At 45.7% G+C, this 24871-nt stretch carries 23 protein-coding genes; 11 read left to right on the forward strand and 12 right to left on the reverse strand.

The features are described from left to right. Positions 1 to 12: 12 nt before the first annotated feature. Entirely contained in the window at positions 13 to 1656 is a 1644-nt protein-coding gene (locus ACVA6Q_RS06070; protein ID WP_446646874.1) for an ABC transporter substrate-binding protein, read from the reverse strand. A 528-nt stretch (positions 1657 to 2184) separates the two neighbouring features. Here ACVA6Q_RS06070 and ACVA6Q_RS06075 point away from each other — a divergent pair. Together ACVA6Q_RS06075 and ACVA6Q_RS06080 are read left to right on the forward strand one after the other, a co-directional pair. After that, positions 2185 to 2940, forward strand: a complete 756-nt coding sequence (locus tag ACVA6Q_RS06075; protein ID WP_446646875.1) for a hypothetical protein — start codon at positions 2185 to 2187, stop codon at positions 2938 to 2940. Positions 2941 to 2998: 58 nt separating this feature from the next. Continuing rightward, on the forward strand, positions 2999 to 5773 hold the full coding sequence (locus ACVA6Q_RS06080; RefSeq protein WP_446646876.1) for a glycoside hydrolase family 3 protein: 2775 nt from the start codon (positions 2999 to 3001) through the stop codon (positions 5771 to 5773). An 86-nt stretch (positions 5774 to 5859) separates the two neighbouring features. Here ACVA6Q_RS06080 and ACVA6Q_RS06085 read toward each other — a convergent pair whose 3' ends face one another. Further along, positions 5860 to 6285 (reverse strand): PACE efflux transporter, encoded by a 426-nt coding sequence (locus tag ACVA6Q_RS06085; protein ID WP_353499069.1) that lies wholly within the window; start codon positions 6283 to 6285, stop codon positions 5860 to 5862. A 136-nt stretch (positions 6286 to 6421) separates the two neighbouring features. Here ACVA6Q_RS06085 and ACVA6Q_RS06090 point away from each other — a divergent pair, with 136 nt between their 5' ends. Next, entirely contained in the window at positions 6422 to 7318 is an 897-nt protein-coding gene (locus tag ACVA6Q_RS06090; RefSeq protein ID WP_418642438.1) for a LysR family transcriptional regulator, read from the forward strand. Between the two features lie 126 nt (positions 7319 to 7444). Beyond that, entirely contained in the window at positions 7445 to 9223 is a 1779-nt protein-coding gene (locus ACVA6Q_RS06095) for an ABC transporter ATP-binding protein/permease (RefSeq protein WP_446646877.1), read from the forward strand. On the opposite strand, the gene ACVA6Q_RS06100 is transcribed toward ACVA6Q_RS06095, so the two are convergent. The 8 genes from ACVA6Q_RS06100 to ACVA6Q_RS06135 all read right to left on the reverse strand — a co-directional run bounded on the left by ACVA6Q_RS06100 (position 9216) and on the right by ACVA6Q_RS06135 (position 16197). Further along, entirely contained in the window at positions 9216 to 9770 is a 555-nt protein-coding gene (locus tag ACVA6Q_RS06100; RefSeq protein WP_446646878.1) for a GNAT family N-acetyltransferase, read from the reverse strand. The two genes, ACVA6Q_RS06095 and ACVA6Q_RS06100, sit on opposite strands and share 8 nt — an antisense overlap. Positions 9771 to 9814: 44 nt before the next feature. Then, the gene (locus tag ACVA6Q_RS06105) at positions 9815 to 10414 is read right to left on the reverse strand and encodes a methyltransferase domain-containing protein (protein WP_446646879.1); all 600 of its coding nucleotides are present in this window, start codon (positions 10412 to 10414) and stop codon (positions 9815 to 9817) included. A 155-nt stretch (positions 10415 to 10569) separates the two neighbouring features. Continuing rightward, positions 10570 to 11421, reverse strand: coding sequence for an ABC transporter permease (locus tag ACVA6Q_RS06110; protein WP_446646880.1), 852 nt, complete (start codon positions 11419 to 11421; stop codon positions 10570 to 10572). Positions 11422 to 11425: 4 nt separating this feature from the next. Continuing rightward, on the reverse strand, positions 11426 to 12670 hold the full coding sequence (locus ACVA6Q_RS06115) for an ABC transporter permease (RefSeq protein ID WP_446646881.1): 1245 nt from the start codon (positions 12668 to 12670) through the stop codon (positions 11426 to 11428). Between the two features lie 87 nt (positions 12671 to 12757). Next, entirely contained in the window at positions 12758 to 13804 is a 1047-nt protein-coding gene (locus tag ACVA6Q_RS06120; protein ID WP_446646882.1) for an ABC transporter substrate-binding protein, read from the reverse strand. Between the two features lie 31 nt (positions 13805 to 13835). After that, positions 13836 to 14921 carry an ABC transporter ATP-binding protein gene (locus tag ACVA6Q_RS06125; RefSeq protein WP_446646883.1) on the reverse strand — a complete coding sequence of 362 codons (1086 nt, stop codon included), beginning with the start codon at positions 14919 to 14921 and terminating at the stop codon, positions 13836 to 13838. 412 nt (positions 14922 to 15333) lie between these two features. After that, a complete protein-coding gene (locus ACVA6Q_RS06130) occupies positions 15334 to 15603 on the reverse strand; it encodes a hypothetical protein (RefSeq protein WP_446646884.1) in 270 nt (89 codons plus the stop codon). A 162-nt stretch (positions 15604 to 15765) separates the two neighbouring features. Beyond that, positions 15766 to 16197, reverse strand: a complete 432-nt coding sequence (locus ACVA6Q_RS06135; RefSeq protein WP_446646885.1) for a MarR family winged helix-turn-helix transcriptional regulator — start codon at positions 16195 to 16197, stop codon at positions 15766 to 15768. Between the two features lie 100 nt (positions 16198 to 16297). Between ACVA6Q_RS06135 and ACVA6Q_RS06140 the strand changes: the two genes are divergently transcribed. The 3 genes from ACVA6Q_RS06140 (at position 16298) to ACVA6Q_RS06150 (ending at position 17582) form a co-directional block, all read left to right on the forward strand. Beyond that, positions 16298 to 16804, forward strand: a complete 507-nt coding sequence (locus ACVA6Q_RS06140; protein ID WP_446646886.1) for a DUF2798 domain-containing protein — start codon at positions 16298 to 16300, stop codon at positions 16802 to 16804. 28 nt (positions 16805 to 16832) lie between these two features. Further along, entirely contained in the window at positions 16833 to 17141 is a 309-nt protein-coding gene (locus tag ACVA6Q_RS06145; protein ID WP_353499060.1) for a DUF3861 domain-containing protein, read from the forward strand. Positions 17142 to 17315: 174 nt separating this feature from the next. Continuing rightward, positions 17316 to 17582 (forward strand): DUF5062 family protein, encoded by a 267-nt coding sequence (locus tag ACVA6Q_RS06150; protein WP_353499059.1) that lies wholly within the window; start codon positions 17316 to 17318, stop codon positions 17580 to 17582. Positions 17583 to 17674: 92 nt separating this feature from the next. Here the strand turns inward: ACVA6Q_RS06150 and ACVA6Q_RS06155 are convergent, their stop codons facing one another. Further along, positions 17675 to 19450 (reverse strand): SgrR family transcriptional regulator, encoded by a 1776-nt coding sequence (locus tag ACVA6Q_RS06155; protein WP_446646887.1) that lies wholly within the window; start codon positions 19448 to 19450, stop codon positions 17675 to 17677. Positions 19451 to 19670: 220 nt separating this feature from the next. On the opposite strand from ACVA6Q_RS06155, the gene ACVA6Q_RS06160 reads away from it, so the two are divergent. Continuing rightward, on the forward strand, positions 19671 to 21062 hold the full coding sequence (locus tag ACVA6Q_RS06160) for a glycoside hydrolase family 1 protein (RefSeq protein WP_446646888.1): 1392 nt from the start codon (positions 19671 to 19673) through the stop codon (positions 21060 to 21062). Positions 21063 to 21182: 120 nt separating this feature from the next. Then, positions 21183 to 21362, forward strand: coding sequence for a hypothetical protein (locus tag ACVA6Q_RS06165; protein ID WP_446646889.1), 180 nt, complete (start codon positions 21183 to 21185; stop codon positions 21360 to 21362). Positions 21363 to 21427: 65 nt separating this feature from the next. Here the strand turns inward: ACVA6Q_RS06165 and cra are convergent, their stop codons facing one another. Further along, on the reverse strand, positions 21428 to 22408 hold the full coding sequence (gene cra, locus ACVA6Q_RS06170) for a catabolite repressor/activator (protein ID WP_418642441.1): 981 nt from the start codon (positions 22406 to 22408) through the stop codon (positions 21428 to 21430). Between the two features lie 365 nt (positions 22409 to 22773). Here cra and fruB point away from each other — a divergent pair, with 365 nt between their 5' ends. Together fruB and pfkB are read left to right on the forward strand one after the other, a co-directional pair. Beyond that, the gene (gene fruB, locus ACVA6Q_RS06175) at positions 22774 to 23907 is read left to right on the forward strand and encodes a fused PTS fructose transporter subunit IIA/HPr protein (protein WP_446646890.1); all 1134 of its coding nucleotides are present in this window, start codon (positions 22774 to 22776) and stop codon (positions 23905 to 23907) included. A gap of 10 nt (positions 23908 to 23917) precedes the next feature. After that, positions 23918 to 24865, forward strand: coding sequence for a 1-phosphofructokinase (gene pfkB / locus ACVA6Q_RS06180; protein ID WP_446646891.1), 948 nt, complete (start codon positions 23918 to 23920; stop codon positions 24863 to 24865). The last annotated feature ends 6 nt before the right edge of the window (positions 24866 to 24871 follow it).

The raw sequence follows: 24871 nt of genomic DNA on the forward strand, positions 1-24871 counted from the left end.
AAATGTTACGAGTTACTTAAGGTGCAAGTTATTTAGGATAATGACTCGCTTACCACCATCGTAAAATACAGGTTGAATGTATGGGTTTTCTTCACTTGGCCAACCAACAATTTTCTTAGTGTTGTATTGGAACCAAGTCGCATTAGAGAACAGCGGGATAAACGGTAGGTTTTGCGCTGTGAACTCTTGCAGTTCAGAGATGATCTCTTGCTGCTTCACTTTGTCACCCGTCTTACCGAAGCTATTAATTAGCGCATCGATTTCTGGGCTATTTACACCGTGACCAGCATGCCAAATCTTACCTACATACGCAGATGAGAAGTAAGCTTGATAAGCTAGGATTGGGTTAGTCGATACCATCGACCAGTTGATAGACATCTTGTAGTTGCTGTCTTTTAGGTTCTTGTCGTAAACCGCCCAGTCAACCGTTTTGACGTTCGCTTTTACGCCAACTTCATCGAAGAACTCAGTCGCCATTTGAACCACTTGAATCCAGTCTGTCCAACCGTTAACGACTTCAATGTCAAATGTGAACTTGTCGCCGTTTGGCATATCACGGTAGCCGTCACCATCTACGTCTTTCAGACCTGCAGCATCAAGTAGCTTTTTCGCTTCTTCTGGGCTGTATGTCGTTAGGTTACGATACTTTTCGGTTACACCTTGGTCGATGTTTGCTTTGTAAAGCTCAGCAATACCGCCCGCGTTGTAGTTCACTGTTGGGTAACCGTAAGCCGCGATATCAACGATCATTTCACGGTCAAGTGACATAGAAAGAGCCTGACGAACACGGATGTCATCAAATGGTGCTTCTTTCGTGTTCACATAAAGGTGAATCGCATCGTTCGCTGGGTACCAGAAGTGGTGATTGTCAGGGTTTTGCTTAACAAATGTGCTTTCGATGTCAGCAATAAAGTTTGAACCCCAGTCGATTTCGCCTTTGATAAGTGCAGGTTGAATTTGCGAGTTATCATTGTACGAGCGGAACGTCATACAATCTAAGTAAGGACGGTTATCTAGGTAGTAGTTCTCGTTGCGGCAAAGCTCCATTTGCTGAGGCTTAAGATACTTCACCGTCGTCATTGGACCGCTGCCAATTGGATTTGGGTTGGTAAAAGTCGTTAGGTCTTCAGCTTTGCTCCATACTTTCTTAGGAACAATATGGTAGTCCGCAAGGTTCCATAGGAATGTAGAGTCGGCTTCTGTTAGGTTAAGCTTAATCGTACGAGCATCAACAACGTCGATACCTTGTAGGTTACCGCCAGACCAAATACCTTTAAGGTCGAATGCTGGCGCTTTCTTAGTCATCTCGAAACTAAATGCCACGTCTTCAGCCGTTAGAGGGCTGCCGTCCGACCATTTAAGACCGTCACGTAGTTTGATAGTGATGGTTTTTAGATCATCAGAATAGTCAGCAGACTCAGCCAAACGCCAGTGCGTTTCACCAGTCATGTTGTTGAAGACCATCAACGGTTCAAACATCGTACCGTTATAAATGTCTTTCACTGTGTATGGGTTAAAGTTATCAACGAAACCAGTGTTGATGATTGGCACCGTTAGTGTGCCCCCTTGCTTAATCTCTTCCGCTTGTGCAGTCACTGCACTACCAGCAAACAATGCACCACAAATCACTGAGGCGATAAATGTTTTCTTTTGCATCACTTTGTCCTTTAGTTTTGTTTTTGGGTCGAGCGATTTTCAATTTAAGTGGAACTGAATCAGTTCGGGGGTAACACTTCATGAAAGCGCTTTCTTAAGATGCTAAGCAATCCATTGCTCGATAACAAAAACGTCCCCCAAAAAGCCCGTGCCGATCACAATAAATAAAATCATTTAAAAACAATACGTTAAGTTCAAAGATTAATAATTAACCGCATAAAACTCAAAGATATTACTCTTAAAATTCAATCAATTAGCTCACCTCAAGCTCTTTAAAATGTCTCTTTCGAGAAATGTGATCTCAGCAACTTTGTAACTCAGATTAACATGCGACTCACGACATTATCGCTAACAAACGCCATGCATAAGTGCGTGAATTTTAAGCTCATAATGATTCATTATTATTTTAATAACAGTAACTTATGATACTAAACCAAACTATTAATCCGTTATGTGATCTGCTCACTACCACCATTTTTCCAAACTGATATTATCCAAAAAGAAACCGCTTACTTTTTGGTGATCAATGTGACAACGATTAATTCGGTACGTTTTTGGAACGGAAACAAGTCTGCGTATCGTCAACAATTTGAGCTTGATGTGCTCAATCTACTGCTCTCTGTGACCGCTGAGAGCCATGGCGACGTCAGTATCATTGACGATCGCACCGACTTGCCTTCAGCTAAAGATGAAGGCGCTGTTCTCGACAACGGTAGCGATGTACTCGTCACAGTAAAAGGCAATGCTAAATTTGCCGGTAAACGCTTTATCGAGCTTGCACAGTCTGTTACAAAACAGCTTTTGGGGCAGCGCATTTTATTTGCACGAGATGATAAGCTTAATGAGTTCTCATCGGTAGAGGCCATTAAAAATAAAAGCGTTGGCGTACCCGAGACATGGGTTGATGCCGAGCTATTTCGAAGCAACGGCTTTACTGTTGTAGAACGCGGCAACTTTGATGGTTTGTTTAAGCGCTTAACCGACGGAGAGTTCGACTTTGTCTGTTTCGGCGCAAATGAAGCACTTGAAGTGTTTGAAAGCCGTGTTGCCAATCAATATCCAGTAAGCCTAGTCGGCGGGGTGATGATCGAGTACCCCTTCCCTTTAGTGTTCTACGTAAATGCAGACAACCCAGAGCTTGCTGCACGTCTCCAGCTTGGCTGTGAAATTGTGCTTGAAACGGGCGACTATGAAGCGCTCTATCAACAATACTTTTCAGACATCGAGAGCACCTTGAAAATTGAGCAGCGTGAACGACTTGAACTGAACAACCCATTTATCTAAATCTTAGTAATCTAAGCTCCCAAAAACGATAGAAAATAACAGGAACTGGAACCCAATTATGCCCTTCACAAACATTGAATTAGCAAGGCAAGCCCTTGCGCCCGTCAGCCGCCAAGCCGCTGCTGAAGGCATTGTTTTATTGGAAAACATCGACAACACTCTCCCACTGCACACAGGCAGTCGTGTATCGCTTTTCGGCCGTTGCCAAATTGATACTGTTCGCAGCGGTACAGGCTCTGGCGGTGCAGTAAACGTTCCCTACTCTGTCAATGCACTAGAAGGGCTCAATTCTCACCCAAGTATCGAAGTGAACCAAGAATTGGTCAGCGTTTACCAAAATTGGCTGGATCAGCACCCGTTTGATGATGGCGGTGGCGGCTGGGCGGCCGAACCTTGGTTCCAACAGGAAATGCCACTCGATAAAGAGACGATTGAACGTGCGAGTCAGCAAAGTGATCATGCTCTCGTTTTTATCGGCCGCACAGCAGGTGAAGACCAAGATAACGCTGACGAGGCAGGCAGCTACCGACTCACCGATATTGAATACCAAATGCTTTGCCAAGTTTGTGAACAGTTCAACTCAGTAGTGGTGATCCTCAATGTGACCAATATTGTTGATATGTCTTGGATGGAGTCCGTCACCAAACCAGAATCCATTAAAGCTGTTCTATATAGCTGGGCGGCAGGGATGGAAGGTGGTCACGCACTTGCTGATGTTCTTTCGGGCGACCTATCGCCAAGCGGAAAGCTAGCGGACACCATCGCTTTTGAGCTTAGTGATTACCCTTCTCATGCTAACTTTGGCAACAAAGACAAAAACCTCTACCAAGAAGATATCTATTTAGGCTATCGCTACTTTGCTACTTTCAAACCCGAAGCGGTTCGTTATGCGTTTGGTGAAGGTTTGAGCTACACCCAGTTTAAACGCAAACTCATTTCACACTCTATCGAAGGCCGCGGCAACACGCGTGCCGTGCACTTTCACATTGAAGTGACCAACACTGGCAATCAATACAGTGGCAAAGAAGTTGTGCAGTTGTATGTTGAAGCGCCGCAAGGCAAGCTTGGCAAACCTGCCCGTAGTCTTGCAGGTTTTGGTAAAACCCGCATGCTTGCGCCAAACGAGTCTGAACTGGTTCGTATCGTCGTACCACTCGAGGTGCTAGCGTCTTATGATGACTCCGGTGTTACTGGTCATAAGTCTTGTTATGTTCTCGAAGCCGGTCGCTATGATTTCTATCTCGGCGGTAGTGTTAGAGAAGCGACATTAGTCGATGCGCCATTCAACGTAGATAGGCTACAAGTTATTGAGCAACTCTCTGAATCGGCAGCGCCTGTTGAGTCATTCCTCCGCATTAAGCCTGCCCAAAGTTCACAAGATGGTCGTTTCTCTATTGAGCACGAATCGGTGCCAACTCGAAACGTCGATATGCAAGCGCGCATTGAGTCTCGCCTGCCCGAGAGCATTGAGCTTACCGGCGATAAAGGGATTAAATTGCAGCATGTGGCAAACGGCAAAGCCTCACTGACAGACTTTATTGCTCAGTTCAGTCCATCCATGCTCGCAACTATCGTGCGCGGCGAGGGTATGTGCAGTCCCAAAGTGACTCCAGGCACCGCAGCGGCATTTGGTGGAGTGAGTGATGCCTTGTTTGATCTTGGTATTCCTGTTGCCGCCGCAGCGGATGGCCCGTCGGGTATTCGCATGGACAGCGGCCATAAAGCGACACAGGTGCCTATTGGTACACTACTCGGTTGCACTTGGAACACCGAGCTTAATGAGCACCTATTCTATCTCGTGGGTGGTGAACTGCAGAGCTACCAAATTGATACATTACTTGGTCCAGGTATTAATATTCATCGCCATCCACTTAATGGCCGTAACTTCGAGTACTTCTCTGAGGATCCACTACTAACGGGCTCAATGGCAGCAGCACAAGTTGGTGGCCTTAAGAGCGCTGGCGTATCAGGCACAATTAAGCACTTTGCGGCCAACGATCAGGAAACCTCGCGTTTCTTCGTCGACGCCGTCATGTCTGAACGTGCTCTTCGTGAAGTCCACATTAAGCCATTTGAGATTGCGGTGAAAAAAGGTGGCGCAACCACGATAATGACCTCTTACAACCCAATTAATGGGCATTGGGGCGCATCACATTATGATCTTAATACCACCCTTCTTCGCGGCGAATGGGGATTTGATGGCATTGTCATGTCTGACTGGTGGGCGAAAATGAACCACCCAGTCACCGGAGGTGAAGAGTCTAAAACCTATACCTCCTATATGGTTCGTGCTCAGAACGACCTGTATATGGTGGTCGACAATGATGGTGCCGAGCGCAACGCGATGGATGATGACACACTTAGCGCACTGGAGGCGGGTCAACTGACTCTTGGCGAGTTGCAGCGCAGCGCCATGAACATCTGCCGATTTATTTTAAATACGCCGGCGATGCAACGTCCATTAGTTCGCTATAACCCTATTAAACCGTTCAACGCGTGTGACGAGCAGCCAGAAGGCTCTGTACACACCATTGATGGAGCGGTCGCACTCGAGACCAAGAATGATACCAATATCGTTCTTCACGCCACCAAGGCTGGCCAATACCAAGTCAGTATGAATGCCAGTTATGACCGTAATGAGCTCGCTCAATCATCCTGTAGCTTGCACCTCAATGGCAACTACAGTATGTCATTGTCTACGAATGGCACAGAAGGCAAGCCTGTCGACGTTGAAGGCCTCATTGTCGAGCTGCAAACCGGCTGGTATGAATTGAACGTGTCTTTTGTGAAGCCAGGGCTTACCCTGCACCACCTGAACTTCAAGCAAGTTTAGGCCTTAAGAACGACAATGGTAAGTTTCAAACAAGGGCAGACGTTAACGTCTGCCCTTTTTAATTGTTTTTATCAGGTCAATCCCTATTACACCGCTGCCTGACGCTGGCTCACCACCCAAACTCGAACATGGTCGTAAGTCAGGTTGTAGACAAACGCATAAACGGTCACGAAGATCGTTACGCCGATATCCATAATAAAGGCTTGCCATAAGTTCACGCCAAGCATCACTGCCATTACAGGCACCGTTGCCAACAACAGTCCCGCTTCGAACAGTAGCACGTGAACTACGCGAACCATCACAGTTCGTTCTACTCGCTCACCTTTGACAAAATAATCGAAAATCAGATTGAAGAGATAATTCCAACACATTGCCATTGTCGCTATGACTATCATTGTTCCTGACAGTCTCGCCACATCATGGTCGGTAAATACTGCTAATCCCGCGATTGATAGGCTCACGGCTAATACTTCAAACAATACTGAATGAAAGACTCTCTCAAGCACTCCCATTGTTAACTCCTCACTGGTTTTTATTTGGTTTGTTGATAATTCGCCTCTGATTATCCTCATCCAGCAATAGATAGAAAGTTAACAACCATCACAGTTCGTGATACCTTGGGCGCTGTTTTGTGACCAAGGATTGACGATGTACAGTTTCGAACAACTCAAGGTTTTTGTCGCAGTCTGTGAGTACGGCTCGTTTTCGGCCGCTGCGCGCAAACTCAATCGCGCCCAATCTGGCGTAAGCCAAGCAATATCAAATCTTGAAATTGCCATCAATCAAACCTTATTCAGCCGCGAGAAAAACACGCCAGAGTTGACGGAGAGTGGTGAAGCTTTACTGCCCATTGCTCGGTCTATTCTTCATCAGCAACAGTATTTCGATCAGAAAGTAGATTCACTGGCTAATGATTATGAGCACGAACTCGTCATCGCCGTGGACGAAAGCCTGATGAGCTCTGCTTTATTGTCGATTCTTACACCGCTTGCCACCCAGTACCCCATCACTAACTTTGAAATCATCACCGCTTCTACATTTGATGTTGAAAAATTGGTGAGAGAAGAGGTGGCGCAAATAGGCATTGTATATGCCGATGGAGAACTGCGTGTCGATATGGATTTTTTTGTCATGGGACAAGCTCGTTTTCTGACCGTTGTCGCACCAGATCACGCCCTCGCGACACTTCCCATCGTTAAAGACTCGGATCTCAAAGCGTATCGCCAATGTGTACATCGTAGCTCTGACAAACAAGAACTGTGGTTTACCTATGGAATAAGTACCAATGTTTGGTACGCGAACACTCATCAGAACTTAGTCGATATGGTATTGCAGGGTATCGGCTGGTCAAACTTACCTGAAATGTTGGTCAAACAACCCATACAAGAACAACGCATGGTTGCCCTTCCTGTCGCACATGAAAAAAGCGGCTGGGTTACTACAGTCGGCTGCTTAGTCTCTCGACGTCATGCCAACGGGCCAGTACTTAGCGAGCTGGTCAGTGTTTTACAAAAGCACCAGTTTGTAAATGACCACTGGCAATAGCATAAAGTGACAGCGTCACTACAAATTATATAAAAACTGTGACCGTAGATCGAAGTGAAGGTTACTCAAGTATCTATAATTTACAAAGTGTTATACCCAAAATTATTTCAATAAAAGGTCGAAACCATGCAAATACCCTCCCAATCAAAACAACAACGAAAAAACTTGGGGATTTTAGTTGAGCTTTTGGCCTTTATCCGTCCTTACCGAATGAAAGTGTTCGCCGCACTGCTGGCTCTTATTGTCACGGCTGGATTAACCCTCTCGGTTGGCCACGGCGTACGCATTCTCATTGACCAAGGCTTTACTCAGCAGTCACTGGCTGATCTACAGAGCGCGATACAGTTCATTCTCCTCATCACGTTGTGTATCTCTATCGGCACGTTTTTCCGTTTCTACTTAGTCTCTTCTGTTGGTGAGCGTGTCAGCGCCGACATTCGTCAAGCCGTGTTCGACCATGTGATTACGCTGCATCCGAGTTACTTTGAAACCAATGGCAGCGGTGACATCATGTCTCGTATCACCACAGACACAACGCTACTGCAAAGTATTATTGGCTCATCATTCTCAATGGCAATGCGCAGTGCCTTGATGTGCGTGGGTGCCATCATCATGCTATTTGCGACCAACGTTAAGCTCACCCTCATTGTCCTTGCCTCTGTGCCATTCATTCTAGTGCCTATTTTGTTTTATGGCAGGCGCGTAAGAGCACTATCTAGGCAAAGCCAAGATTCAATGGCGGATGTGGGTAGCTATGCAGGAGAGGCCATTGAACATATCAAGACGGTTCAAAGTTACAGCTTTGAAGCGCAAGAGCGCGCCTCGTTTTCCAGTGAAGTAGAACGGGCTTATGATATCGGTCGCCGCCGAGTTAAACAGCGCGCAATCTTAATCTCGGGCGTGATTGTGATCGTGTTTAGTGCTATCGCCGGCATGCTTTGGGTAGGCGGCAGCGATGTGATTAACGGTGTGATGTCGGCAGGCGATCTCGGCGCTTTTGTGTTTTATGCCATCATGGTGGCTTCATCCCTTGCCACCATTTCAGAAGTCATGGGCGAGTTGCAACGTGCAGCGGGAGCCACGGAAAGATTGGTCGAGATTTTACAAGTCGAAAGCCATATTACCGCCCCAACAAGCGACATACTTTCACCAAACAAACTAAAACCAGAAGTCGCGTTTCACAACGTGATATTCCACTACCCATCTAGACCTACACTGGCAGCAGTGGAGTCACTGGATTTGGTCGCCGAAGAAGGCAAGGTTTTGGCATTGGTGGGGCCTTCTGGCGCCGGAAAAACCACCTTGTTTGAGCTAATGCAGCGGTTTTACGATCCTGAAGCAGGGCAAATCACCTTAGGTGGCATCGATATTCGACGCTTTGATCCTCATGAACTTCGCAAGCAAATGGCATTGGTTCCTCAGCAGCCCGCTCTTTTCAGTAATGATGTGTTCCACAATATTCGCTACGGCAATCCGAACGCCAGTGATGCTGAAGTGATTGAAGCGGCAAAGAAAGCCCATGCTCACGATTTTATTATGAATTTACCTGAAGGGTATCAAAGCTTTCTGGGAGAGCGAGGCGTGCGCCTCTCTGGTGGTCAGCGACAACGCATTGCCATTGCGAGAGCGATACTTAAAGATCCTAAGATCTTGTTACTCGATGAAGCCACCAGCGCTCTGGATAGTGAAAGTGAACACCATGTTCAACAAGCGTTAGAAGAACTAATGCAAGGAAGAACCACCATCATCATTGCGCATCGACTTTCTACCATCCAACACGCGGATCAAATCGCTGTGTTGGATCACGGTCGTTTAGTCGACAAAGGTAATCATCATGCGTTGCTGCAAACCTGCGAGCTTTACCGTCGATTAGTCGACTTACAGTTTAAGCATCTGGCTAGTTAGTCACGTTCTTTGACCATGTATCTCGTGACAGTCCATAGATGGCATGGTCAACCACACGCCCATTTAAGTTCTCGGCGCGGGTGATAACCCCTTCTAAAGAAAAGCCCAGCCTCTCACAGACAGCTCGACTTGGTTTATTCTCAATCGCGGCTGATATCTGAACTTTTTTCATCTCTAACTCAACAAAAGCCATCTCTACCAGTGTTGCCACTGCCCGTGTTACGATCCCCTTCCCTTGCTTTCTCTGGCTTAGCCAATAGCCAATTTCCACTTTTTTTAACGAATGATTGATGGTGTTGAAACTAATGTTTCCCACCACGTCATCTTGATAAATAATGGCGCAAGTCATAGATTTGCCATCCGCATAATCGTGTAGCGACTGCTTAATAAAACGCTGGAAGAACGCATTGTCAGTGGCATGCTCTGGCCATACTAACCACTGCGACAAGTAATCACGTTCATCGGTCACTATCTTGAGGTAATTAGACGCAAATCGCGGCTCAACTAGAGCGAGGGAGAGTGTTTTGTCGACTTCTAATTTAAACATACTGTTCTTTCCAAAACGTATCCAACATCATACTGGACCTATTCTCAACAAACTTTTACCGCCACCAATGAGTAGGTATGCCAGTGCTTTTGATTCCCTATCGCTGTTGTTCCCTGCTCATCACGCTCGTGAAAGCGAACAATGTAAAAATCACTAAACAGCGCTCTAACCTGCCTCTCTGTTAAAGGGGTTGTTGACGAGCGATAGTTTGATGCCCAATCGTCTTTTTGACCCATAAAATCACCAGCAAAAACTCCACCTTTCTCAATAGACGAAGCGATTCGCTGCCAAGTAGCTTGAAAACACGTTGGGTCAGCAAAGAACAAACTAGAGTTGGCAATGACGATACCAACCTTTGGATAGACAAACTCTTCGAATGTGGCTCGAGTTAAAAAGACACTGTCATTTGCGCCAAACCGGTCTCGGCAAATAGCGACGGAGTCGGCGTTACTGTCAAAACCATGAACCTGATAACCAGAAGCAGAAAGGTACTGAATATCGCTACCAGTGCCACAGCCACAGTCTGTTGCTAAACGAGATGAAGAGCGATTGAGTGTCACCGCAAATTCGGTACGAGAATGATGAGGACGAGATAGTGATTTTTCATAAAATCGTCGCCACGTATCAGAGTGATTTTCCTTCATCTTATCGCCTTGTCGCTTGCAACTCTGTAATATCGAAGCATCAGCGTAACAAGGAGCAGTACTCTCGTACAGCCCTATATGCCATTCGTTTTGTATTCAGAAGATCATTTGCGAGCAATAGAGGCTAATTCCTAATTGTAGCGCCTGTTTTTCACCTACCAGCTATTGATTCGAATTCGCTCCGACCTCGAGCGTAAATATTCGATGGTAAACAGCAATAAAGCCGACAGCACCACTAACAGCGTCGCAACCGCCAATATCGTTGGGTTAATCTGCTCTCTGAGTCCAGAGAACATCTGCCTAGGTATCGTCTTTTGCTCAGGACCTGCCAAAAACAACGCGACCACGACTTCATCAAACGAGGTTACAAACGCAAATAAAGCGCCTGAAATGACACCAGGTCTGATTAGCGGCATGATAATCTTAACAAAGGTATATACTGGCTTAGCGCCCATACCTAGCGAAGCCTGTACAAGGGAGTAGTCAAACCCTGCCAATGCAGCATTGACGGTAATAATCACAAAGGGTGTACCTAATGCTGCATGTGCAATCACTACTCCCCAAAAAGTGCCCGCAAGATTCAACTGGGTGTAAAAGAAAAACATGCCAGCGGCAGTGATGATCAAAGGTACGATCATTGGAGACAACAAAATGGCCATGATAATACGTTGCATTGGCATGGCAGAGTTACTCAAACCAATGGCAGCCAACGTACCTAATACCGTCGCGAGCACCGTTGCACAAATACCAATTAGAAAGCTGTTTTTAATGGCAAGTAGCCAATTGTCATCGTGCCAAATTTCTGCATACCACTCTAGAGAGTATGCCTCCTTTTCAAACGCCAACATGCCAGGTGTAAAGCTAAAATAAGGCTCTGCATTAAACGATAACGGAATAATCACCAATATCGGCATCATCAAAAAAAGCAACGTCAGGTACGCACTGGCCGACAGAGACAACGAGCCTAACTTCTGCAAAGGAGTAAAGTAACTTGGAAATCTCTTCATACCATTACCCTAACTTAATGTTGTTCACGCCCACCCAACGGTCATACAACCAATAGAGAGCCAAAATTAATACCAGCAGTAAGCTACCTAGGGCGGCGGCTAGCTCCCAGTTGTTGGAAGACTGCATATGAAACGCAATGATATTACTGATCATTTGCCCATCGGTCCCGCCAACTAACGCTGGCGTGATGTAATAACCAATCGAGATAATAAACACCAACAACGCACCTGCACTTAAGCCTGGCAATGTCATTGGAAAATAGATTTTAAAGAAGGCTGGCATCGGCTTTGAACCCAGTGACAACGCGGCTCGATAGTAGCTTGGGTCAATATTTTTCATAACGCTGTATAAAGGCAAAATCATAAACGGCAGGAGAATGTGCGTCATAGAAATGATGGTCGAGAACTCGGTATACAGTAGATCCAATGGTTGGTCGATAATACCAATAGCTTTAAGAGTGCTGTTCACTACCCCATTCGTTTGCAGCAACGCAATCCAGGAAGTGGTACGTACCAACAACGAAGTCCAAAAAGGCAGTAACACAAACACCAAAAGCTTGTTCGCTTTGCTCGCAGAAGCCGTTGATAGATAGTAGGACAACGGAAAAGCAATAATCGCAGTCAGTAAGGTAATGTAGAGCGCGATTTTTAAACTCTTCCAGTAGAGCTTGATGTAGATTTTGGTGTCTCTTGCTTCGATGTCGCCTTGCAGTGTTTTCTTGAGATCCAGCGCCGTTAAGTAATAACGCTCGGTCCACTTATTACCCGATAGCTTGATCGCTACCCAAACCTCTGGAGAGCGCCATTTCTTGTGTTTGTCTAACAGGACATTCGCCCCTTCTGTACTCACCTCATCGGCCGGCATTCTTTTGATTTTTCGGGCAGTCGATTTAATTAAGCTAGATGAACCCGGTAACGAGCGATTGATCTCTTCCGCCAGTTTTCCTGAGCGGCGCTCTTTCGCAAGCCCATACAGCTCAACAGTAAAGACTTGAATAATGTCGTCAGATGGCATAGCTCCAGAGGATTCATCCCATGACTTCATCGCCTCAAGAGTGTTTGGCACCAACTGAGCGACGGTCGGATGATAGACACTGCGATACAACATCGTAGTAATTGGGGCCAAAAATGAAATAAACACAAACAGAAGCAACGGAAAAGTGAACAAAAACAACATCAATTGTTTGCTGCGATGTTTCTTCTTAGTCTGTGCTAGCTCAGTCAAAGTTAGCGTATTGTCACTCACCATACCGCTTTCATCCTTGAAGGTGTGTCAGATATCAAAAGGATGCCATCACCGATGGCATCCTTCTTCTTAGCAGCTAGTTAACTGCATTTATTGAAGTAACCACTCGTTGAATTTCTCACCCAATGTCTCGCCGTAATCGGCCCAGAAATCACCCGATGCTTTCACGCCTTCATCTAAGTGAGACGATGGCAGCTTAGGAATTACCGCAGGATCCACATACTGATATGCCGACTTACGAGTTGGGCCATACGCTACCTCAGGCATACCACTCAGTGGTTTCGAACTTGTCGCAAAGCGAATGAACTCTTCCGCTAACGCTTTCTTCTTAGTCCCTTTCACAATGGCCCAAACATCTAAATCATACACATGCGAGTCCCACACCATTTCAAAAGGCTTACCTTCACGCTGAATCGCATCAAAGAAACGCCCATTCGCTGATTGCACCATCACAGCGCCACCATCATTGAGCAACTGAGGAGCTTGCGACCAACTGTCGAACCACACAATGTCATCCTTGATGCTGTCGAGCTTGGCAAAGGCACGCTTTTGCCCTTCGTCAGTACTCAGCACATCATAAACGTCTTCTTTGGCGACACCATCTGCCAATAACGCCCACTCCAAGTTCACTTGAGGGCGTTTCCTAAAGGCACGTTTACCCGGGTAGGTTTTGGTATCGAACAGATCTTGAATAGAGCTTGGTTTACCACCTTTGATGGTGTCATGGTTATAGGCAAACAGCACTGTCCAAACGATGTTACCAACACCACACTCATTGGCTAAAGCTTCTGAGCTAAAGTCATCCTTCGCGGGAGTACCATCGTCACCCGGCGGTAGTGTGTCCATTGGGAAAACTTCAAGTAGGCCTTCAGAACACGCGCGCTCTAAGTCAATAACTTCCACATCAATGACGTCCCAGAGCACATTGCCACTTTCGACTTGTGCCTTGAGCTCGGCAATACCACCAGAGTAGTTTTCTGATAACACTTTGTGTCCGGTACTCGCGGTAAATGGGTCTAGCATATGTTTTTTCTGGGCATCGCCATACGCTCCACCAAACGACACTGCCGTCAGTTGATCCGCAACTGCTGCATTGCTCAATCCAAACGCAAGAGCAATAGGAAGCCACTTTTTCATGTTCGTCATCATATTTCCTTTCTTTCCTTGACTAAGGGTGGTCAAGCGCTAACCCATCTGAAATGGACCACGTTAGGCTGGCTTTATCACCGGCCTTGAAGGTCGGTGCTTGTTGATCATTGAGAAGCTTCACCATGACATCTCTTCCGTCTTGCAACTTGAAGAAATAGCGGATGAAATCCCCCACATATAAACGGGTAACAAATGTGGCGTAAACCTGATTCGTGTTGGTCTCATCCTTGTCACCAATAAAGAAGTTTTCCGGGCGAACGGCCAACATGCAGCGCTCCCCAATACCGGGACAATTGATCGCAGTTGCGACAACTTGGCTACCATTCGTCAGTTCAACATACGCATGTTCCCCTTCGACTTTAAGGAGAGTGCCGGGAAGGTGATTATTCTCCCCTAGGAAATCAGCAACGAACGCATTAGCAGGGCGCTCATATAAGGTTGAAGGATCCGCACACTGCTGAACAACGCCATCTTCAAAGACGGCTATCCTATCTGACATCGTAAGAGCTTCGGTTTGATCGTGGGTGACATAAATAGCAGTAAAGCCCAACTGTTCGTGGAGGCGTTTTATCTCAAATTGCATCTGTTCACGTAAATTTTTATCGAGCGCCCCAAGCGGCTCATCCATAAGTACAATAGACGGTTTAAAGATCAAAGACCTCGCAAGAGCCACTCGTTGTTTCTGACCTCCGGAGAGCTGTCCCGGATAACGATCCCCAAAATGCTCTAGCTCCACCAGCTTTAGAAACTCATGTACTTTTTGTTTGATTTGGTCTTTGGACATTTTGCGGACTTGCAATGGATAGGCCAAATTTTCAGCCACTGTCATATGAGGAAACAGAGCATAATGTTGGAAAACCATGCCAATATTGCGATGGTAAGGCGCGACGTTAGTAATCAGCTCACCATCGACTTCAATACCGCCACTGGTGACATCTTCAAACCCAGCTAACATCATTAAACAGGTGGTTTTACCTGAACCTGATGGCCCCAGCAACGTTACAAACTCGCCTTTTGCAATGTCGAGGCTAAAGTCTTTCACTACAAAATTATGTCGATCATAGCTCTTTTTTACATTCTTAAATTGTACGTAACGACTATCCATGTTTAGTGCCTATCCCTCCGATCCAAACTCAACATCAGAAAATTGAGCGCTACTCAAAAAACTAGTTCCGATTAACAAGTGAGCAACATTTACTTTAATAAAGTGTGACTTACACTTTGTTTCTTAGGGAAAAGTTTGAGGGCGTAAAATGTGGGAATCTAGATATATCTCGCCTGTTATCGGAATCAAATCACACCAAACCGATAAAACTAGAGATATATGTCGAATTAAAACACCAAGGCAACATAAAACACTTATTTATAATTCAATCGTTAGACTAAGATCTTCTGCTCGTTCTACAAGAACAAACCATACAATATCAACGTGCTACATAGATATTTATGAAAGCGGCTAGCAGCAAAAAGCCAAAGCTTAGCTTTGGCTTTAGTTTAAGCTTTTCTATAACATTCGGTTACCAATGCACATCCAAATCCTGATCAATGCCATTTTGGATGGCTTGCCATTGATCCATTAGTGAACTGGCTTTTTCAGCGCTGATCGGTTTTTCGAGTGACGCGTTTTTATGGTCATTTACCGAAAGCATATACGATTGTGCATTTAGGTCAGCCTGGATGTTGTGGTAGTCCTTGATGCATTGAGCTGTCGTTTGGTTAGGTCCCCAGGCAAGAACCAGTTTGCTACCGTTTATATCCATTGTGATGGCTAGTGAGCTGCAGTCCATGTCATTCTCCTTATCGCTTTTAGAGCTGTTACACCAAAAGCATAGTAGAGCCAATGAAACGGGGCGATATTAATACTCATTCCGTGATCGCCACCGACATCAACTGACTTAGCATGTACAAAGCTTGCAGTACACTAGATGGTTTCTGCTCGAGCCTTTATTTTACTCGCTCGATTCGAGGTTTTTCGCCATTTTCTCTGCGATGGCATTAAAGCTATCCAGTTCTTCTTCACTCAGCCCCTGAGCCATAGCCGCAAGTACCTGTTTATCAATATCTGCCAAACAGGCCATGACCTTCTGCCCAGCTTCTGTAAGCTCCAAAAAATGACTTCGCTTGTCACTTGGATTGGGCGCTTTAACCAATAGAGACTGTGCTAATAGCGTATTGATCAACCGAGTCACCTGCGCCTTATCCCTGTTTAAATAATGCGCAACATCGATAGACGTACAAGGTGATTTTTTGGTGATGATCTTCATAACTCGCATATGCATGGGAGCAATATCGTAGTCGAGACTTTCTATCTGCTCGGCCATCTGGCGCTTAAGCGAGTGAACCAAACGAAAGACAGATTCTAAAGACGTGTTTTCAGACATGACCGATCCTTTCTAAAATATAGTTGACAATATCAACCATTGAGCTTATAGTTGACATTATCAACTTAAATCGAACTTATTTCAAGACTGGGGAATCGAAATGACGACACAAGCAACACTGAGTCCATTGGAGTCAAACGCCTCTCTAGAGACCACCAAGAAAACGCCTGTCCTTCTAAAAGTTCTCGTTTTGGTGAGCATGATGAGCCTAATCGGAGGTTCGCTCACTGCAGTAATGACGTATATGAACGTCGGATTCGGCGACACATTTATTCAGCAGTGGCTCTCTTCATTTGCTCTTGCCGCCACAGTAATGATGCCCCTCGGCATGGGAATGATGGCGCTGATGACCAAAGTCGTAAGCAGACTCCTTCCAGAGAAAGGTGAACATGTTCGCAAATTAGTGACAGGTCTAATTATGGCCGTGGTTATGGAGTCCCTTTTGGCGTTTATAACCGCAGCAAACACCGTTGGATTTTCTGATGCTTCAGATTTTACCAATGGATGGTTTAACGGCTTTATTGCCGCACTCCCAATCGGCTTAACAATCATGATTGTTATGTCGATGACTATAAAACCTAAGATTGAAAAGTTTCTTAAAAGCTAATTCAGTAACCGTTTTTTTGGAGAACCCTATGAACAGTAAACACAATCAATACCGTATTACTATCGAAGAAGTAAACACCAAAGCAGATCGTGAACTTCAAACGCTGACGTTCGAGATCGAAGATCGTGAGGACATGTTCGAAATCATTGAGAAAATGAAGCAAGGTAGCAGCCTCGATGAGCAGTCCGCAACGCGCCTAGGACTAAGCATTCGTCTGCTTGGGCCAATGATGATGCAAGACAGAAAGCACCCATTGTTCGCAGATTTCATGCCTCATTTCAAAGAGTTCATGCAAAACCTTAAGAAGACAATCAAAGATCAAATTAAGGGTCACTAAACCTATCTAGCCTCGTATCTGCGAGGCTTTTCATTTTTCTCTTCCCCTGCACGACATACCTCGAGTTTTTACAAACAGTAACGTCATTTCTATCAAAAAGTGAATGACTTAACGGCGAACGCGACTCTTAACTGCTAGGGTTTAATCTCACCCATAGATCAATCTAGGCGATGTATGTCAAAGACAGCGAAATTAGAAAACGAAGACAAGTTGTTTAAAAAGGCACTTGAGGTAGGGTGTAAAATGGCGGCAATGCAGGGTTACCCGATTCATGATCCTTCTGCGAGTCAATCAATGAAAGCCAGGGCGCTGTATCTCTTCTTAGTGGAAGTTCGCCAAATCGTCCCGCTTCCCGAAGATAAAGTAGATGGGCAAAACATCAAAAAACGACTGGCACTTTGGCTCCATAGCGTACTGCCAGACAATGATCCTCTTAAATAAGTCCTCAGTCTTTATGACATGATAAATGAAAAGCCCCAGCACTATAGCTGGGGCTTTTCATCGCTATTTCTTATGCTCAGGAATCGGCTGGTTTATGTCGTTTCAATGTCATTTGATTCATCCGTCCAAACACTCCTAAAATCAGGCCAGGACCAATCGGTGATTCTCACGCCTTGTAAGACACTACCCCAGCGCAGTGTTTGTCTGTGGTGAAACAGTGGTAGAAGTCTGTTTTCTATCAGTAAATTCGTAGCAACAGACTCTAGTTCCTTAATATAGTTACGTGGACTTTGCTGCTCTCTGATTTCAGTTATTTGGGTATCCAGCCATTTTAAGACAGGAGCATCAAGCCCTTGCCTTAATACAGCATCAGAGCAAAGCCAGCGGAATACAGATACAGGAAGGTTGTCATCGACAATAAAGCTGGCAATAGTGATGTCTTCTGAGAGTTTTCCTTCGCTCGCTTTACTGTGCAGCGTCTCAAGCGTATATACATTGATTTGGCACTCAACGCCTAACAAGGCTAACTGAGCTTTGATGCCATTAGCGCAGTCTAGTATTACTTGGTGATCGTACACGGCTATGGTTAGTCTCTCTGGGAGAGTGACTCTATCCGCAACACGTCGTTTAATTTTGGTCCAGCTTGGCAAAATGTTAAAAGCAGGAATCGAGGCTCTTGAGAGTGGGGTGAGATCTGGGTTCTCTAATATCAAGTATGGGGAGAGAACACTGAAAAGGTAGGCTCGTTGCAAAGCGTCTAAAGGGAGTGAAGAACTGTTGGCATTCATCAGCAAATACAGACATCCGTTCTCGATACGGGTTTGAGTTTGCCCGTACTCATCAGGCATGTCACTTGGTGTTGAGCCCCCTTCCGATTGAGGGTGTTCAAGCTCTATCCGTTCAGTTGAGGTTTTATCAAGCTGCCAAATCGTAACCGTATCGGTTAGTGCGGGAAGATCGAAAAACCGATCATTGGCTTCCAACCGCAACCGCTCATCTGAATGTTCGATGACTCGAAATGCACCACATCCATCCACTACTCTCTCCGTCAAACCATCAAGTTGCGTTTGCGGCTGAATCGAATAGCGTAAATCCGATATCAAGGCATCAAACCCGCAGTCTGGGCGACCTAACTCAAAAGTAACCGTTTGATGTCCGAAGTTTACCGCCCTCACATGAGCCAGTTCTGAGTCATATTCAGGTAACGATTTGAGCTTTAAAAACAGCTGAGCAACAGTTGCAGGGGTGAGCGCTAAACCTGAGTGAAACTCTAATCTTGGCCTTAAATAAAAGCGCCATTGAGTATAATCTTCGTTGACCGTCCAATGGTGAGCAAGCTGTGGCGTTACCTTCCCTTCATAGTCGCAAGCCGTCAAGCATGAATAAACCTGGCGAACCAAAAAACGCTCACTGTTTCTTAGCGGTTTATGAGGCAAGATAGGTTGAAACGCACGCTGATAAGTAAGCTGAATATGAAGCTGCCCTTCCCGAACCATAGTTCCAGAGGTTTGTTGCAACAGCTGTGAGAACTGTTCTTGATCGCCATGCAGCATGGAGAATGCTGATTCGTAATGACCTTGTTCAATCAGTTCTCGTCCCAATAACTGGCGAAGGGCTTTGGGGTCAAAATGTAATATGAGATGCGAACGCTGGTTTCTGCCAACTTTAGGTGTCCAAGTTAGCCATCCTCGCTGTTGGAGTGCTTGCAAAACGGTTCTCGCGTGCCGTGTTGTCGTAAATAAAACTTCTGCCACAGCAGATAACGGCAGATGATACTCATTTTTGGCGACTGAGCCTTTGGAGGCTGATTGCTTAGTACCAAGACTAAGTAGCCTCTCGTAGTAATGCAGTGCTCGTTCATCTTTCATAAGATTAGAATATAGGGAAGTTATTGAAACTATAATTTCCTTATAATAACTAAAAAACACCAATAACACCTCATTAAAGCAGGATAGCTTGCTTTTGGGGAAATTTATAAACCAAACCCAGCTCTTTTTATCTTCCCGTTTAAGCCGGATACTAGGTCTATATTGAACAAGCGCGCATTCACTATGCTCGCCATCTAATCTCATCAATTTAGAGGTTTCTATGACGCAATTTCCGGACAATTTCCTTTGGGGTGGCGCAATTGCCGCAAATCAAGTTGAAGGTTCATTCACGCTCGATGGCAAGGGGCTATCAACGTCGGACATGTTGCCTTCTGGTATTCTGAGCCCACACCAAACTCGCGAGGCACGCACTCCGGGTATCAAAGATATTGCTATCGATTTTTACAATCGCTATCCAGAAGACATTGCTTTATTTGATGAGATGGGTTTTAACTGCTTGAGACTCTCTATTGCCTGGACACGCATCTACCCTAATGGTGATGATGCCGAGCCGAACGAAGCTGGCCTTGCCTACTATGACCGTATTTTCGATGAATTGGCAAAGTACAACATGACGCCATTTGTCACTCTGTCGCATTACGAAATGCCTTACGCCTTGGTAGAAAACTACGGCGGTTGGGGTGACCGCAAGTTAATTGAACTGTTTGAGCGCTACGTAACAACAGTATTTGAACGCTACAAAAACAAAGTGAAACTTTGGCTGACGTTCAACGAGATCAACATGTCTTTGCACGCCCCTTTCACCGGTGTTGGTTTGCAAGAAGAAGCAACAGAGCAAGAGATCTACCAAGCGATCCATCATCAACTGGTCGCCAATGCCAAAGCGGTACAGGCATGTAAACGCATTATTCCAGATGGCCAAATCGGCAATATGCTATTAGGGGCATTAAACTACCCTTACACATGTAATCCGGATGATGTCATTGCCGCTATGCACGAAAACAACAAGTGGCTGTTCTTTGGCGATGTGCAAACTCGTGGTAAGTACCCTGGCTATATGCTGCGTTATTTCCGCGAAAACGGGATTGAAGTTGCGATGGAAGAAGGAGACTTGGAAACCATCGCTAATGCTTCTGTCGATTTTATTTCGTTTAGCTACTACGCCAGCGGCTGTGCGAGTGCCGATCCAAAACAGAAAGAAGTAGGCAACATCGTTGATAGTGTGCCAAACCCATACCTTGAGAAAAGTCAGTGGGGCTGGCTCATCGACCCTAAGGGTCTTCGTGTACTGCTTAACTTCTTGTACGACCGTTACCAAAAGCCACTGTTCATCGTTGAGAATGGCCTAGGGGCACGTGATGAAGTCGATGAAAACGGAGAAATCCAAGATGACTACCGTATTGCCTATTTGAACGATCACTTAGTACAGGCTCGCGAAGCCGTAGCCGACGGCGTCGAGTTAATGGGCTTCACAAGTTGGGGACCGATTGATTTGGTGGCTAACTCAACAGCGGAAATGAGTAAGCGCTACGGCTTCATCTATGTCGATCGTCACGACGATGGTACTGGCACGCTAGAACGCAAACGCAAGAAGAGTTTTTATTGGTATCAAGGTGTTATTTCAAGTAACGGGCAGTCACTGTCAGATTAGTTCCAACTGCTTTTTGTAATTGGTAAAGAAATCATCAGTCGCGCTCAAACATTCAATAAATGTCTAGTTTCAGCGCGCCTTCAGTGTTAAATTTATGAAAAAATTAACAAGGAGTTCACGATGAATTCGAAAATCGCAGTGGTCATGGGCATAGCGTTAGCAGCAGTGCTAGCAGGGTGTGCTTCGTCGAACGAATATCGTAATAACCAAGAAATTGGTACCAAAATGGAAGAAGACGCTAAGCGTGAAAAAGAGATTTGTACCGCATTAGGCGATATCAACTGCGCGCAGCAGCTTTAGTCAGAACGAATGACTTAATCTAAACGAATAAATAGTAGAAAGGGAGCGCAGGCTCCCTTTTTTGGTTAATTTCTTAGCTTAATCTTTCTTGGAATCAGCTCAACACCAGGGTTATAGCGTTTAGCCGATGCATTAAGTGCTAGCTCAAGCGCACTATCGCAGATGAGTTCAAACTGCTGCGGAAGCGAATTAACGCGCAGTGGTAAAAAATCGAGTAGGCGATTGTCACCAAAAGTCCCTATCTTAACTTTCCCCATCAAATCAGGGTTATCAATCAGGACATCGAGCACACCTTCAAGTAAGGTGTACGACGTGGTGACCAATGCATCCGGTACATTGCCCTGCTTTATCCACTCCATGAAAACTCGCTTGCCTTCATCACTATTAAAGTGATCGCCATAGGCAACAACGGATTTGAGTTTCTTTTCCTTTATCGCAGTTTCAAAACCCAACTGGCGCTCTCGAGAGATATTCAGCTCTGGTAAGGCGCCAATTAAGCCAACGGTATCAACCTTGCTATCCAATACCGACTGAGTCAGCTCATAAGCCGCACCATGATCTTCACTAATCACGCAGCTAAAGTGTTCATCATCCAAGCTTCGGTCTATCGCAATAACCGGCGTACCGCGCTGCTGCACTGGCAGATAGTAGTCGCTGGCATCGGTAATAGCACTGGCAACAAACAACGCATCAATACGACGAGAAATCAACGCATCGGCCACCAGCTTCTCTGTTTGCGGATCGTCATCGGAACATCCAATCAATATTTGAAATCCAGCCTTACGAGAGTTCTGCTCAAGCAACTTGGCAATGCGGGCGTAACTGGTGTTTTCTAGGTCTGGGATGATCAAACCAAATGAACGGCTCTGTCCCGCACGTAGCGATGATGCGGCGTGATCCGGTCGGTAGTTGTGCTCCTCTACCACGGCCATGACTTTGCGCTGAGTCTTCTCTGAAATTCTGTATTTTTGCGCTTTGCCATTGATAACGTAGCTGGCGGTGGTTTTCGATACCCCTGCCAGTTTGGCGATCTCGTCGAGTGTCATGTTTCGATCCTTTTCTGTGCGATGGATCATATAAATGAATTCCAAGCTAACTGATGAATTGAATTATAAGCTGAATCGGTTCAGTATAAAAGCTGAAAGGATTCAGCAGAGTTCACAAATTTAAAACTTGGTCCATACTGATAATGGACAGACAGTGAACATAGCCAAGAGTGGCGCTAAGTCTGATGCTAAAAATCACGCATCATTACGGGTAATAACACCGTAATTAAGTCCACCAAAACAACAGCAAAGGACTTGCTGACTTTTTTTGAGATTTTTGCTGAATCGATTCAGTTACGCTTAAAGCAGTAAGCATCAAGCCAACATGAATCGGTTCTTTAATAGAATTAAACAGGTGAGCAACTATGCTTCAACTCGACACGAACACGATTACACTGAATCAATCCTCCGATAATAAACTGAATGCTATCAAAGCGATCGCCGCAGACCTTACCGCTAAAGGTTTGGTGCAAGATGGTTACGTTGACGGCATGCTAAATCGCGAAGGCCAAAACTCAACGTTTCTTGGTAATGGCATTGCGATCCCGCACGGCACAACCGATACCCGTGATCTGGTTAAGCAAACCGGTGTTGCCGTTCACCACTTCCCTAACGGCGTAGATTGGGGCGATGGCAATATCGCTTATGTCGCGATTGGCATTGCGGCAAAATCTGACGAACACTTAGGTATCCTTAAGCAGCTTACGAAAATCCTATCTGCTGATGGCGTTGAGCAAAAACTTAAGCAAGCGAAAAGCGAAAAAGACATCATCGCCCTTCTAAACGGTGACGTTCAGCTAGAAGCTGACTTTGATGCCTCCCTTATCCAACTTAACTTCCCAGCAAGTGACATGGTGCAAATGGCAGCGGTTGCGGGCGGTCTTCTCAAAAACACTGGCGGTACTGGCGCCGAGTTTGTTGCTGATCTCGTCACCAAGTCACCGACTCACCTAGGTAAAGGCCTATGGCTAGTCAGCAGTGATAAAGCGGTTACGCGCACTGGCATAGCATTTGTTTCTACCATCAACCAATGCGAATTAGATGGAACACCAGTGCAAGCGCTGATTGCTTTTGCCGCTTGCAACAATGCTCACCAACCGATGCTAGACAAAATTACTGAACTGGTATTCAAACAAGAGCAAGACAAACTGATGTCACTCTCTACCGAACAAGTGCTTGGTTTCTTCACTGGCGAAGATGTTCAAGCGGCTGACGCTGAAGATGGCAACGTTGCTGTATTCAAAATCAAAAATGCTCACGGCCTTCATGCTCGCCCTGGCGCCATGTTAGTGGCGGAAGCGAAGAAATTCGAATCGTCTATCAAGGTGTCTAACCTAAATGGCGATGGCAAAGCAGTGAACGCGAAAAGCCTGATGAAAGTGATCGCCCTTGGCGTAAAACACGGCCACGAGCTTCAGTTTAGCGCTGAAGGTGCAGATGCTGCAGAAGCATTAGAAGCGATTGGCAAAGCTATCGCATCGGGTCTGGGTGAAGGCTAAGGAATCTGTTATGACCACTACGAATAAAGTCGTCACCATCACGCTAAACCCTGCACTGGATCTCACTGGCAGTCTAGAGACTTTGAATAAAGGTTCCGTCAGCCTAGTGAACCAAGGTTCTTTGCACGCAGCTGGTAAAGGCGTAAACGTCGCAAAAGTACTTAGCGACTTAGGCTCTAACGTCACGGTTACGGGTTTTCTTGGTACCGATAATCAAGAGCTGTTCTGTCAACTGTTTGCTGAGATGGGCGCGCAAGACAAATTTGTTCGCGTTGCGGGTTCTACTCGCATCAACGTCAAATTGGTCGAACAAAGCGGCGACGTTAGTGACATCAATTTCCCGGGTGTTGAGGTTGACGCGAAGGCTATCGCTGCATTTGAACAAACCCTTAATGAGCTAATGGCAGAGCACGATTACTTTGTCTTCGCGGGCAGTTTGCCACGCGGTATCACACCAGAGCAATGTGCGATTTGGATTGCACATCTGCAGCAAAACGGTAAGCGTGTCTTGTTCGATAGCAGTCGCGATGCACTAGCTAAAGGACTGGACTCAAAACCGTGGCTAATTAAGCCAAATGATGAGGAGCTATCACAGTTTGTTGGCCGTCACCTCACCACGCAAGCGCAATGTTTAGAAGCCGCCGAATCACTTTCTGACAAAGGTATTGCCAACATTGTAGTGTCAATGGGCGCCGAAGGTGTGCTGTGGTTAGAAAACGGTGAATGGCTACAAGCAAAACCGCCAAGAATGTCAGTCGTGAGCACTGTTGGTGCTGGTGACACGCTCGTTGCAGGCCTATGTTGGGGCCATATGCAATCTAAGCCGAAAACAGAATTACTTTCTTTTGCAACCGCCTTATCTGCGCTAGCAGTGAGCCAAGTTGGCGTCGGTGTTGCGAGTGTGGAAGAAGTTTTATCCCTACAACAAAAAATAGAGTTACAAAAGCTTAGCCACTAATTTACC

Source organism: Vibrio sp. DNB22_10_4, from assembly GCF_052879755.1.

Coding starts and splice junctions, on each gene's coding strand:
- ACVA6Q_RS06070 (WP_446646874.1), bottom strand. CDS start 1,656: ATGCAAAAGAAAACATTTATCGCCTCAGTGATTTGTGGTGCATTGTTT.
- ACVA6Q_RS06080 (WP_446646876.1), top strand. CDS start 2,999: ATGCCCTTCACAAACATTGAATTAGCAAGGCAAGCCCTTGCGCCCGTC.
- ACVA6Q_RS06085 (WP_353499069.1), bottom strand. CDS start 6,285: ATGGGAGTGCTTGAGAGAGTCTTTCATTCAGTATTGTTTGAAGTATTA.
- ACVA6Q_RS06090 (WP_418642438.1), top strand. CDS start 6,422: ATGTACAGTTTCGAACAACTCAAGGTTTTTGTCGCAGTCTGTGAGTAC.
- ACVA6Q_RS06095 (WP_446646877.1), top strand. CDS start 7,445: ATGCAAATACCCTCCCAATCAAAACAACAACGAAAAAACTTGGGGATT.
- ACVA6Q_RS06100 (WP_446646878.1), bottom strand. CDS start 9,770: ATGTTTAAATTAGAAGTCGACAAAACACTCTCCCTCGCTCTAGTTGAG.
- ACVA6Q_RS06105 (WP_446646879.1), bottom strand. CDS start 10,414: ATGAAGGAAAATCACTCTGATACGTGGCGACGATTTTATGAAAAATCA.
- ACVA6Q_RS06110 (WP_446646880.1), bottom strand. CDS start 11,421: ATGAAGAGATTTCCAAGTTACTTTACTCCTTTGCAGAAGTTAGGCTCG.
- ACVA6Q_RS06115 (WP_446646881.1), bottom strand. CDS start 12,670: ATGGTGAGTGACAATACGCTAACTTTGACTGAGCTAGCACAGACTAAG.
- ACVA6Q_RS06120 (WP_446646882.1), bottom strand. CDS start 13,804: ATGAAAAAGTGGCTTCCTATTGCTCTTGCGTTTGGATTGAGCAATGCA.
- ACVA6Q_RS06125 (WP_446646883.1), bottom strand. CDS start 14,921: ATGGATAGTCGTTACGTACAATTTAAGAATGTAAAAAAGAGCTATGAT.
- ACVA6Q_RS06130 (WP_446646884.1), bottom strand. CDS start 15,603: ATGGACTGCAGCTCACTAGCCATCACAATGGATATAAACGGTAGCAAA.
- ACVA6Q_RS06135 (WP_446646885.1), bottom strand. CDS start 16,197: ATGTCTGAAAACACGTCTTTAGAATCTGTCTTTCGTTTGGTTCACTCG.
- ACVA6Q_RS06140 (WP_446646886.1), top strand. CDS start 16,298: ATGACGACACAAGCAACACTGAGTCCATTGGAGTCAAACGCCTCTCTA.
- ACVA6Q_RS06145 (WP_353499060.1), top strand. CDS start 16,833: ATGAACAGTAAACACAATCAATACCGTATTACTATCGAAGAAGTAAAC.
- ACVA6Q_RS06150 (WP_353499059.1), top strand. CDS start 17,316: ATGTCAAAGACAGCGAAATTAGAAAACGAAGACAAGTTGTTTAAAAAG.
- ACVA6Q_RS06155 (WP_446646887.1), bottom strand. CDS start 19,450: ATGAAAGATGAACGAGCACTGCATTACTACGAGAGGCTACTTAGTCTT.
- ACVA6Q_RS06160 (WP_446646888.1), top strand. CDS start 19,671: ATGACGCAATTTCCGGACAATTTCCTTTGGGGTGGCGCAATTGCCGCA.
- ACVA6Q_RS06165 (WP_446646889.1), top strand. CDS start 21,183: ATGAATTCGAAAATCGCAGTGGTCATGGGCATAGCGTTAGCAGCAGTG.
- cra (WP_418642441.1), bottom strand. CDS start 22,408: ATGACACTCGACGAGATCGCCAAACTGGCAGGGGTATCGAAAACCACC.
- fruB (WP_446646890.1), top strand. CDS start 22,774: ATGCTTCAACTCGACACGAACACGATTACACTGAATCAATCCTCCGAT.
- pfkB (WP_446646891.1), top strand. CDS start 23,918: ATGACCACTACGAATAAAGTCGTCACCATCACGCTAAACCCTGCACTG.